We start from the raw sequence: 10840 nt of genomic DNA, 5'->3' as shown, positions 1-10840 counted from the left end.
CGCTCCCACAGGGAAATATGCTTGTTAGTTAAAAGGCAAAGCACGAACAGCCAAACGCGCCCCAGAAACCCTGGAAGTCGCTGACCGGCACGTTCGACAGACGCGCCCGTTCATGGCTGTGGGAATGCACCTTGCACGGCCCGCTGCACTGGTGGACTTGCGTTTGCAATGGCGAAGCCGGGCGCCAGTGGCCGGGAACCTTGACCACCGGCGACCAGTCCGGCAGTACCGGGACGCTGGCCGGGCCGAGTTTTTCGAAGTCGCCGGCGGCGTAGACGACCTTGCCGTCCACCACGGTCAGCACCGATTCGATCCACTTGATGGCTTCTTCCTCGACGCTGAAAAAATCCGCGCTCAGGGCTGCCAGGTCCGCCAGTTGGCCAACCTTGATCTGGCCCTTCTTGCCCTGCTCCGAGGAGAACCAGGCGCTGCCATGGGTGAACAGCTCCAACGCGGTCAGCCGCGGCAGGCCTTCTTCGTGCAGCGAGAGGCCGCCGACAGTGCGGCCGCTGACCATCCAGTACAGCGAAGTCCACGGGTTGTAGCTCGACACGCGGGTGGCGTCGGTGCCGGCGCCCACCGGTACGCCTTCGGCCAGCATGCGCTTGATCGGCGGCGTGGCTTCGGCGGCCTTGGCGCCGTAGCGGTCGACGAAATATTCACCCTGGAAGGCCATGCGGTCCTGGATCGCGATGCCACCGCCCAGCGCGCGGACCCGCTCGATGTTTTTCGGCGTGATGGTCTCGGCGTGGTCGAAGAACCACGGCAGGCCGTTGAACGGAATGTCGCGGTTGACCTTCTCGAACACGTCGAGCATGCGGCTGATGGATTCGTCATAGGTGGCATGCAGGCGGAACGGCCAGCGCTGCTCGACCAGGTGACGCACCACCGGCTCCAGGTCCTGCTCCATGCCCGGCGGCAGGTCCGGACGCGGTTCGAGGAAGTCTTCGAAATCCGCCGCCGAGAACACCAGCATTTCACCGGCGCCGTTGTGCCGCAGGAAATCATCACCCTGGTGCAGCTTGACGCTGCTGGTCCAGTTCTTGAAGTCGGTGAGTTCTTCCTTGGGCTTCTGGGTGAACAGGTTGTAGGCGATGCGCACCGTCAACTGCTGCTCGCGAGCCAACTGCTCGATGACTTCGTAGTCGTCCGGGTAGTTCTGATAGCCGCCGCCGGCGTCGATCGCGCTGGTCAGGCCCAGGCGATTGAGCTCGCGCATGAACTGGCGGGTGGAGTTGACCTGGTATTCCAGCGGCAGCTTCGGCCCTTTCGCCAGCGTCGAGTAGAGGATCATCGCGTTTGGCCGCGCCACCAGCATGCCGGTGGGCTCGCCCCTGCTGTCACGCACGATCTCGCCGCCCGGCGGGTTCGGGGTGTCGCGGGTGTAGCCGGCCACCCGCAGCGCGGCGCGGTTGAGCAAGGCGCGGTCGTACAGGTGCAGCACGAACACCGGGGTGTCGGGCGCGGCCTGGTTCAGTTCTTCCAGGGTCGGCAGGCGTTTTTCGGCGAACTGGAATTCGTTCCAGCCCCCCACTACCCGTACCCATTGCGGGGTCGGGGTGCGGTCGGCCTGGTCCTTGAGCATGCGCAAGGCGTCGGCCAAAGACGGCACGCCTTCCCAGCGCAGCTCCAGGTTGTAGTTCAGGCCACCGCGGATCAGGTGCAGGTGCGAGTCGTTGAGGCCGGGAATGACGGTACGGCCCTTGAGGTCGATGACCTGGGTGCCGCTGCCGCGCAAGGCCATGGCCTCGGCATCGGTGCCCACGGCGACGAAACGGCCCTGGCTGATGGCAACCGCGCTGGCGCGAGGTTTTTCACGGTCGACGGTATGGAACTGGCCATTGAACAGAATCAGATCGGCGTTCATTGGATGTCCTTCTGAATGGGAAGATGAAAAAGACAGGCGTGGCCAGAAAGCCGCCGCCGCGCTGAGCAGGGATCCGGCGGCCAGCAGCTGGCGGCGCAGCGGATCGGTCGGGTCGTCTTTATTGGCCATCGCCGGGCTCCAGGTGTTGGTGGGCCTTGGACGCTTCCAACCATGGCGCGAACAGACGCGTCGCCAGCGGCATGCACACGTACACCACCGAGAGCACGATGGTCACGGTGATCAGGAACGTGGCGACCACGTAGTTGGACAAAAACGCGTTGAGTTGCAGCAGCGGGCCCCAGAGCAGCGGCACCAGCAAGGTGTGCGGCAGGATGACCAGCAAGGTCACCACCGATTGCTTCCAGCGCGGTGGCGGCGTGGCGGCATCGGCCAGCGGGGCGAACCAGAACTCCTTGTGCGGGGCGACTTCTGTCTGGTCGCCGTCCGCCAGCAACGGCGCAGCCTCTTCCACCAGTTCGCGGCGCTCGGGCGAGTCCAGCCAGCGCTGCATAGCCTCGGTGGAGCAGAACCGCAGCACGCAGGTGAACAGCGACAACCCGCCCTGCTTGCCCCGGACTACGTCCACGCCCAGGTGACCCGGCCATTGGCCGGCGACGCTGACGATGCGCCGCAACCAGGCTTCATAGGCGCCGTCCTGCCCGGCCTTGACCCGGTGCTTGACTACCAGGGTGACGATTTCATCGAAGCCGGGGATCGCCGGGATCGCGGTTGATTCAAGGGTTTGGGATTCAGGCATGACGCAGCACTCCAGCAAAACGCGCGTTGATCGCCAAGCCTCCGGGGCCGGCAATGAACACGCTGGTAAATATGATCAGCAGCAACCAGCCGAACTGGCCTTCTTCCAGGCTCCATTGCGGGTGCACCACGAGCAGCGCAACGGCGAGCAGGAAGAGGATGGGCAGGCACGCCAGGCGCACCAGCACGCCGGCCATGATCAGCAACGGGCAAAGCACCTCGGCGAAAATCGCCAGGATCAATGTGGGCGCCGCGCCGAGGTGGAGCGGGTCTTCGATGCGGGTCAGCTCAGCGCTGTAGTTCAGCAGCTTCGGCAAGCCATGGACCCACAGCAAAAACAGCGCGCCGCTCAGGCGCAGGAACAGCAGGCCGAGGTCCTGCATGCGGCGTTCATCAGTGGCGTTCATCGGTGAGCTCCGGCCGGGTCCGTCGAGGCGGCTGCCGGCAACGGTTGGGACATGTGGGTGGCGATGCGCGAGCGCAGCCAGCGCTCGGCGGGGTCGTTGTCGTGCACGCCGCTCCAGACCATCGACAACTCGGCGGCATTGATCTCGAACGGCGGATCTTCGGCGCGCAAGGCGCAGCCCTCCACCAGCGCGCAGGCGGCGTAGTCCGGCACTGTGGCGATCAGCTCGGTGCCGGCCAGCAAGGCGCGCAGGCCGCTGAATTGCGGCACCGCCAAGACCACTTTGCGGGCCCGGCCGATGCGCGCCAGGTCGAGGTCGATGTTGCCGCTCAGGTCGCCCGAGAACGACACCATGGCGTGGGGTCGCGAGCAGTAGTCGTCCAGGGTCAACGGCCCCGGGCGCTTGTCGCCACGCAGGACCTTGCAGGGAATGTCCCGCAGTTTCTTGCGCTTGGCATTGGCCGGCAGGTCGGTGGTGTAACTGACGCCGACGCTGATTTCGCCGCTGGCGAGCAACGACGACATCAGCAGGAAATTGGCCCGGCGCACCACCACGATGATGCCCGGCGCTTCTTCGCGCAATTGACTGAGCAGCGGTGGAAACAGGCCGAATTCGGCATCGTCGGACAGACCGATGCGGAACACGTCGCAACTGGTGGACGGATCGAACGCCTTGGCCCGGCTGACCGCGCCGGAAATGGTGTCCATGGCCGGCTGCAATTCCTGCAGGATCGCCAACGCCCGAGGCGTCGGTTCCATGCCTCGGCCGTGACGGATCAGCAGCGGATCATCGAACAGATCCCGCAGCCGCCCGAGCGCCGCGCTCACCGCCGGCTGGCCCATGAAGAGCTTTTCGGCGACACGGGTCAGGTTCTTCTCGAACATCAGCGCCTCGAAGATCACCAGCAGGTTCATGTCGAGGCGGCGTAGATCGTTGCGGTTCATGGGTGTTGTTCCTGTTCAATACCGATCCTGTGGGAGCGAGCCTGCTCCGGGCGGCGTTCCGACGAAAGCGGTGGGTCAGCTTGCATCAATGTTGAATGTGATGACGCCATCGCGAGCAGGCTCGCCCCCACAGGTCTTTATCGTGCTTGCGTCAACCCTGGATGAACGCCAACAGGTCCGCGTTCAAGCGGTCCTTGTGGGTGTCGGTCAGGCCGTGGGGGGCGCCCGGGTAGACCAGCAACTGTGAGTTCTTGAGCAGCTTGACGGCCGCGATGCCGGCGGTTTCGATCGGCACTACCTGGTCGTCATCGCCATGCACCACCAAGGTCGGCACATCGATGTTGCGCAGGTCTTCGGAAAGATCGGTCTCCGAGAAGGCCTTGATGCAGTCATAGGCGTTCTTGTGGCCGGCGAGCATGCCCTGCATCCAGAACCAGTCGATCATGCCCTGGGACACCTTGGCACCCGGACGGTTGGCGCCGAAAAACGCGCTGGCCACATCCTTGTATAGCTGAGAACGGTCGGCCAGGGAGGCCTGGCGGAAACCGTCGAATACCTCGATGGGCAGGCCGCCGGGGTTGGCCGCAGTCCTGAGCATCAGCGGCGTGACCGCCGAGATCAGGCCGAGCTTGGCGACGCGGGCGGCGCCATGCCGACCGATGTAGCGCGCCACTTCGCCACCGCCGGTGGAGAAACCGAGCAACACCGCGTCCTTGAGGTCCAGGCGCTCGATCAGCTCGGCCAAGTCATCGGCGTAGGTGTCCATGTCATTGCCGTCCCAGGGCTGGCTGGAACGCCCGTGACCACGACGGTCGTGAGCAATCACCCGATAGCCGTTGGACGCCAGGAACATCATCTGCGCTTCCCAACTGTCCGAATTCAACGGCCAGCCGTGGCTGAAGACCACCGGTTGGCCAGTGCCCCAATCCTTGTAGTAGATCTCGGTGCCGTCGCGGGTGATGAAGGTGCTCATGACGTGATTCCTTGAGGTCGGTGGATCGCTTTATGGTCCGGCCAAGGGGGGCATGTGCGTGAGTTAAACGTTGTTAATTTTTTCGCGACTGAGGTGTTAACAAGCCACTGGAGAGCACTTTTGTGGCGAGGGAGCTTGCTCCCGCTGGGTCGGTCCGACGTCTCGGGCGCAGCAGCCCCGGAATTGTCACTTCGGTGTGCCAGATTGGTTGGGGTGATGCTTTGGGACCGCTTCGCGGCCCAGCAGGAGCAAGCTCCCTCGCCACGGGGCCTGGTTGGAACAAAACGTCCCACCGTTGCGCTTGGCGCAAAACCTGAGGAATATGCTCGGGTACAGCGCAAACAGAACACTGAGCAGACCATGAGCCAATACCTCGCCCTGCCCGTCGAACAGACGGTGCATTTCGGCCCTTACCGGGTCCATCCGCGCCAGCGCCTGGTGCTCGAGGGTGGACAACCGTTGCGCCTGGGACGGCGAGCGGTGGAGATCCTGCTGGTGCTGCTCGAACACGCCGGCCAAGTGGTGAGCAAGCAGCAACTGATCGCCCGGGTCTGGCCGAAGAGCGTGGTGGAGGACACCAACCTGCGGGTTCACGTGGCGGCGTTGCGCAAGGCCCTGGGCGACGGCCAGGCCGGTCAGCGTTATATCGTCACGGTGGCGCAGCGCGGCTACAGTTTTGTCGCGCCGGTGACGTTCGAAGCGCCCGAGCAGTTGGCGCGCATCCCCCACCCCTCGCTGGCGCGCAACCTGCCGCCGCGCCGCACCCGCATGATCGGCCGCCAGGGCCTGGTGGAGAGCCTGGTGGCGCAGCTTCCGCGCAAACGCTTCATCAGCCTGGTCGGCAGCGGCGGCATCGGCAAGACCACCGTCGCCTTGCGGGTGGCCGAACGGCTGCTTGGCCAGTACCGCGACGGCACCTGTCTGCTGGACCTGGCCTCGCTCAACGACGCGGCCATGATCGCCCCCAACCTCTGCGCGCTGCTGGAGCTGACGCTGCATGACGGCGAGCCGCTCGACGCGATCGTCCGGCAACTCAAGGACCGCCATCTGCTGCTGGTCATTGACACCTGTGAACACCTGATCGATGCCGTTGCACTGCTCTGCGAAACCCTGCTGCGCGGCGCGCCACACCTGCATATCCTGGCCACCAGCCGCGAAGGCCTGCGCGCCGAAGGCGAACACGTGCAGCGCCTCGATTCGCTGGCGTTTCCGCCAAGGGGCATGGCCATCGAAGGTTATCCGGCCCTGGAGTTCCCGGCGCTGCAACTGTTCGCCGAACGGGCGATGGCCAGCCAGGACGATTTTGAGCTGACGGACCACGAGGTTCCGCTGATCGTCGATATCTGCCAGCGTCTCGACGGCATTCCCCTGGCGATCGAACTGGCCGCCGCCCAGGTCGGGCGCTTTGGGCTGGAGGCGCTATGCCGGCAACTGCAAGACAGCGTCGCCCTGCTCGACCATGACAGCCACGCCAGCGCACCGCGCCAGCAGACCCTGCGCGCCACGGTGGACTGGAGCTTCGCGCTGCTCACGCCGTGCGAACAAACCTGCCTGCGGCGCCTGGCGGTGTTCATGGGCAGTTTCAACCTGGCGTCGGCAGCGGCAGTCATCGTCGGCCAGCATGTCGCGCCGGAACAGGTGCTGGTCTCGATCAGCCAGTTGGTGGCGAAATCGTTGCTCAATGTCGAGATCGGCGACGATGAGGTGCGTTATCGGCTGCTGGACACCACGCGCAGCTACGCCCTGGAAAAACTGCTGGACGCCGGGGAACTGGCCGCCACCCAAGAGCGCCACGCCGAACGCTGCCTGACGCTCATGGAGCAGGCTGAAAAGGATTGGGAAAACACTTCCACGCGCGTGTGGATCGCACGGTACGCGGCCTACCGGGACGACATCCGCGCAGCGCTCGACCGCGGGCTCGGTCCGCAGGGTTCCCACGCCGTGGCGATCCGCCTGGCCGCGCGAACGCTGCCGCTCTGGCAAGAGCTGTCGCTGCTCAAGGAACACGGGCTGTATGTCAGCAAGGCGCGGGCGCTGCTTCGGGCCAGCCCCTCGCCGTGCCCGAAATTGACCCTCGCCCTGGAACTCGCCCACGGCAGTTTCAACTACCACACCGAGGGCGGTACGCCGGCCACCGTCGAGGCGTTCGTCACGGCCCGCTGCCTGGCCCGACAGTGCCAGGACCGGGCAGGCGAATTGCGCGCATTGTCGGGCCACATGACGGTCAATCTCAGCGCCGGCCGCTATCGCCAGGCGCTGGAGCAAAGCCTGGATTTCGATCGCCTGGGCCTGCCGGGCGACCCGGTCCTGTCCTTGAGTACCCAGCGCCTGCGGGTGCTGGCGCTGCATTTCACCGGCGATCAGGACGGCGCGCGACGCGACGCCGAGCAGGTCATCCAGCGCCTGGCCCAGAATGGTCACCTGAGCCGCTTCAGCCACGGTTTCGGCGTGCAATACGAGCAGAGCGTGGCCGCGCTGACGATCCTGTCGCGCATCCTCTGGCTGCAAGGCTTCGCCGAAAAAGCCCGGCGCACGGCCAACCTGGCGCTGCAGATTGCCCTGCAGATCAATCATGGCCTCTCGATCTGCTACACCCTGGTGATCGCAGGTTGCGTGATCGCCCATTACACCGGCGATCAGCCGACCGCCCGGGAACGGCTGGACATGTTGAAACAGCAGGCCAAACGCCATTCGGTCATGCTGTTCCATGATTGGGCTGGCCATTACGAACGCGCCCTCGACGGTGCCAGTCCGCAGTCGCACTTGAGCGCTTGCGGCCTGATCCAGGATACCGTCGTCACTCTGCGCGGCGATGCCGTCAGTCCGCAGCAGATCGAGCGCGCCCATAGCGGCGCCGCAGGCTGGTGCTCGGCGGAAATCCTGCGCGTCGCTGCCGAAGCGTTGCTGGCCGAGGGAAAAGCGGACGCAGAAAGCCGCGCCGAAGAGTACTTGCACGCCGCGCTGGCGGTAGCCCGGAGCCAAGGCGCGCTGGCCTGGCAATTACGCAGTGCCATGTCCCTGGCCCGGCTGTGGCAACGGCGCGGCCAGGATACGGCAGCGCAAGATGTGCTCGCTTCGGTCTATCGGCGCTTCAGCGAAGGATTCGACACACCCGACCTAAAGGAAGCCGGCGCGCTGCTCCAGACGCTGACTCGCCAGCTCGGGTCTTGAACGCCGCGCCAGCCAGGCCTCCTGCAACACGTAGCGCCGATGGAGCGACTGCCACTGACCAGCGCGGCGCAACTTTTCCAGGGCATAGGCACGCGTGGTATTGAGCAGGTGATAGCGATTGCCTTCGGCACCTTGTTCGACCATCACCAGCGACTGCTTGACCAGCCGTGACAGCAGCCAGGGCAATCGACCCACCCCGACGTCAGTGCAACTGACCACAGCCAGCGCAGCCTTCAACGTGAACGGCTCCTCGAACACCGCCAGCCGCTGGAACACCGTCCGTTCGTCGTCGCCCAAGCGCTCGAAACTCCAATCCAGCGCCGCGTCGAGGCTGCGATGACGTGCCACGGCTGTACGGCGGCCGTGGCTCAACAGCGACAGACCGTAGTCCAACTGTTCCAGGACCCCCGCCACGCCCAGCACATCAACCTGGGCCGCCGCCAACTCCAGGGCCAACGGCAACCCGTCCAGGCGCTGGCAGATCTGTGCCAGGAGCGCCAGGTCGCGTTCACCCGGCTTGAAGCCCTGCTGTCGAGCACCGACCCGATCAACCAGCAAGCGCACCGCCGGGCTCGCCCGTATCAGGTGACCGGGCTCGCTGGCCGTCGCCACCGCCAGACCGGCCAATTGCACCACCTGTTCATCTGCAAGCCCCAAGGCTTCGCGGCTGCTCAGCAACAGCGATACGCCAGGGGCCGCTGAGCGCAGCGTCAAGGCCAGCTCCCGGCAGGCGTCGAGCTGGTGTTCGGCGCCGTCGAGCACCAGCAACGTCCGGCACGATTGCAGGCACTGTTCCAGCGAGCCGCCCGTCAGGCCAAGGGTTTGCATGATCCGCGGGCAGACCTCGGCCGGGTCGCTGATCGCCGCCAGGTCAATAAACCAGGCGCCGTCGGCAAAGTGCTCAAGCAACAGTTCCGCCGCCCGCGACACCACCGTGGTCTTGCCGATACCGCCCGGGCCGACGACGGTGGTCAGGGCCTGGCGAGGAATCTCGACCAACAGCCGTCCCAGCAGCTTGTCGCGACCGATCACCGGGCTCAGGCGCACAGGCAGATTGTGCCGCTCGGAGCGCCTGGCGCCGGACGATTCGGCACTCGGCTGCGGGGTCAGGGGCACGGCGAAGCAGTAGCCCTGGCGCGGATGATTGAGGATGTAGCGGTTGCCATCCTGTCCAGCACCGAACGCCCGCCGTAAGGCGGCGATGTGCACCCGCAGGTTGATGTCTTCCACCACGCTGTCGGGCCAGACCTGGGCGATCAGGGTTTGCTTGCTGACGAAGGTGCCCGCATGGGTAACCAGCAAGTGCAGGATGTCCAGGGCGCGACCACCCAAGGCCAGGGGCTCGCCATCACGGGTGACCAGCCGCTGCTGGCGGTGAAAGACAAACGGACCGAAGCGCACCGTTGTGTCGGTGCTCACCGCTGTTGCGGCGCAAGGTTTGGTGAAGCTGTTCATGAGCGATCCAGCGACAGAAAACCGGTCCGGGCGTGGCGCTGCGGATCGCCGCACACACCTGCCCTGGCTCCTGCGCATCCTTTGCAGAGGGTTCGCCGTTATCTTGGCAGCCACAGGGCAGAGAACAATGCTGGCACAGGACGCATCACGGACATCACGGTGCCCTGGACGGACACCGAAGGCTCAACTGAACTGCTGCCGATACTGGACCGGTGTCAGACCGAGTTTTTCGCTGAACAACTGGCGCATGTGCCGGACGCTGCCAAAGCCACTGCGAAACGCCACGGTCTTGAGGGGCAAGTCGGTGGACTCCAGCAACTGCCGCGCCCGATCGATGCGCGCACCTTGCAGGAACTCCATCGGTGTCATTTTGACTTCGCGCAGGAAAACCCGGGCGAAATGCCTTGAGCTCATGGCGGCCAGATCGGCCATGCGCTCGATGGAAAACGGCTCTTCCAGGTGTTCCATCACATAATGCTGCACCCGGGTAACCGCCGATTCCTGTGCCGCCACCGCCGCTACCAGCGGGCTGAACTGCGCTTGCCCGCCCTGGCGCTGCATGACCACCAGCAAGACCTTGGCCACATCCAGCGCGACTTTGCGGCCATGGTCCTGGGCGACAATGGACAGGGCCATGTCGATACCGGCCGTGACCCCGCCGGAGGTGATCAACCGTCGGTCATGCAAGATGATCTTGTCGGTCTCGACCAAAGCCTTGGGGAACCGTTGGATCAGGCGTTCGGTGTAATGCCAATGGGTGGTGACCCGATAGCCGTCGAGCAGGCCCGCCTCCCCCAGGATGAAGGCTCCCGTGCAGATCGACCCGTAGCGCGTGGCCCGCTGCGCAGACGCCCGCAACCAGGTGTGCAAGCCCGGATGCTGATCGTTATAGGCACCCGGCCCGCCCGGCACCAACAACACATCGTAGGCGGCCCAAGCCTGGTCGATATGGATGTCGGCCTGGACAGTCACCCCGTTGGAGGCTCGCAACGCCCCGCGCTCGGTGCCCAGGGTCAGCAACTGATAGTGCTGGTCCGGCGCGAGAAAACGATTGGCGATGGAAAACACTTCGAGCGGCCCGGCCATGTCGAGCAGCAGGAAATCGGGGAACAGCACCATTGCAACGGTTTTCATGGGGAGGACGCCAAAACTAAGGAACGCATTGGAAGGCTCATGCGCGGACGGCAGACATATTTAACCAATCTGGTGTGGGAGCGAGCCTGCTCGCGAAGGCAGTTTGCCAGATGCCATCGATACAACCTGTACC

At 64.9% G+C, this 10840-nt stretch carries 8 protein-coding genes; 1 reads left to right on the top strand and 7 read right to left on the bottom strand.

Going from position 1 to position 10840, the window contains the following annotated elements; genetic code table 11:
* Positions 1 to 28: 28 nt before the first annotated feature.
* The 5 genes from ACE04F_RS11545 to ACE04F_RS11525 all read right to left on the bottom strand — a co-directional run bounded on the left by ACE04F_RS11545 (position 29) and on the right by ACE04F_RS11525 (position 4947).
* A complete protein-coding gene (locus ACE04F_RS11545; protein WP_486106824.1) occupies positions 29 to 1867 on the bottom strand; it encodes an amidohydrolase in 1839 nt (612 codons plus the stop codon).
* Positions 1868 to 1985: 118 nt separating this feature from the next.
* On the bottom strand, positions 1986 to 2624 hold the full coding sequence (locus ACE04F_RS11540) for an antibiotic biosynthesis monooxygenase (protein WP_434603694.1): 639 nt from the start codon (positions 2622 to 2624) through the stop codon (positions 1986 to 1988).
* Positions 2617 to 3030, bottom strand: coding sequence for a DoxX family protein (locus tag ACE04F_RS11535; protein ID WP_486106785.1), 414 nt, complete (start codon positions 3028 to 3030; stop codon positions 2617 to 2619). Before ACE04F_RS11535 ends, ACE04F_RS11540 begins: the two co-directional genes overlap by 8 nt.
* Positions 3027 to 3974, bottom strand: a complete 948-nt coding sequence (locus tag ACE04F_RS11530) for a LysR family transcriptional regulator (protein ID WP_305495573.1) — start codon at positions 3972 to 3974, stop codon at positions 3027 to 3029. Before ACE04F_RS11530 ends, ACE04F_RS11535 begins: the two co-directional genes overlap by 4 nt.
* 151 nt (positions 3975 to 4125) lie before the next feature.
* A complete protein-coding gene (locus tag ACE04F_RS11525; RefSeq protein ID WP_486106783.1) occupies positions 4126 to 4947 on the bottom strand; it encodes an alpha/beta fold hydrolase in 822 nt (273 codons plus the stop codon).
* 360 nt (positions 4948 to 5307) lie between these two features.
* Here ACE04F_RS11525 and ACE04F_RS11520 point away from each other — a divergent pair, with 360 nt between their 5' ends.
* Positions 5308 to 8118 carry an ATP-binding protein gene (locus tag ACE04F_RS11520; protein WP_486106781.1) on the top strand — a complete coding sequence of 937 codons (2811 nt, stop codon included), beginning with the start codon at positions 5308 to 5310 and terminating at the stop codon, positions 8116 to 8118.
* Here the strand turns inward: ACE04F_RS11520 and ACE04F_RS11515 are convergent.
* Together ACE04F_RS11515 and ACE04F_RS11510 are read right to left on the bottom strand one after the other, a co-directional pair.
* Positions 8065 to 9573, bottom strand: a complete 1509-nt coding sequence (locus tag ACE04F_RS11515) for an ATP-binding protein (protein WP_486106779.1) — start codon at positions 9571 to 9573, stop codon at positions 8065 to 8067. The genes ACE04F_RS11520 and ACE04F_RS11515 overlap by 54 nt on opposite strands.
* A gap of 183 nt (positions 9574 to 9756) precedes the next feature.
* Positions 9757 to 10707, bottom strand: a complete 951-nt coding sequence (locus tag ACE04F_RS11510; RefSeq protein ID WP_486106777.1) for a GlxA family transcriptional regulator — start codon at positions 10705 to 10707, stop codon at positions 9757 to 9759.
* Positions 10708 to 10840: the final 133 nt, after the last annotated feature.

This window comes from Pseudomonas sp. AGC41, from assembly GCF_057334555.1.
The sequence above is the reverse complement of the archived record's forward strand: the minus strand, read 5'-3'. Positions and strand labels throughout refer to the sequence as shown.

Coding starts and splice junctions, on each gene's coding strand:
- ACE04F_RS11545 (WP_486106824.1), bottom strand. CDS start 1,867: ATGAACGCCGATCTGATTCTGTTCAATGGCCAGTTCCATACCGTCGAC.
- ACE04F_RS11530 (WP_305495573.1), bottom strand. CDS start 3,974: ATGAACCGCAACGATCTACGCCGCCTCGACATGAACCTGCTGGTGATC.
- ACE04F_RS11535 (WP_486106785.1), bottom strand. CDS start 3,030: ATGAACGCCACTGATGAACGCCGCATGCAGGACCTCGGCCTGCTGTTC.
- ACE04F_RS11510 (WP_486106777.1), bottom strand. CDS start 10,707: ATGAAAACCGTTGCAATGGTGCTGTTCCCCGATTTCCTGCTGCTCGAC.
- ACE04F_RS11520 (WP_486106781.1), top strand. CDS start 5,308: ATGAGCCAATACCTCGCCCTGCCCGTCGAACAGACGGTGCATTTCGGC.
- ACE04F_RS11525 (WP_486106783.1), bottom strand. CDS start 4,947: ATGAGCACCTTCATCACCCGCGACGGCACCGAGATCTACTACAAGGAT.
- ACE04F_RS11540 (WP_434603694.1), bottom strand. CDS start 2,624: ATGCCTGAATCCCAAACCCTTGAATCAACCGCGATCCCGGCGATCCCC.
- ACE04F_RS11515 (WP_486106779.1), bottom strand. CDS start 9,573: ATGAACAGCTTCACCAAACCTTGCGCCGCAACAGCGGTGAGCACCGAC.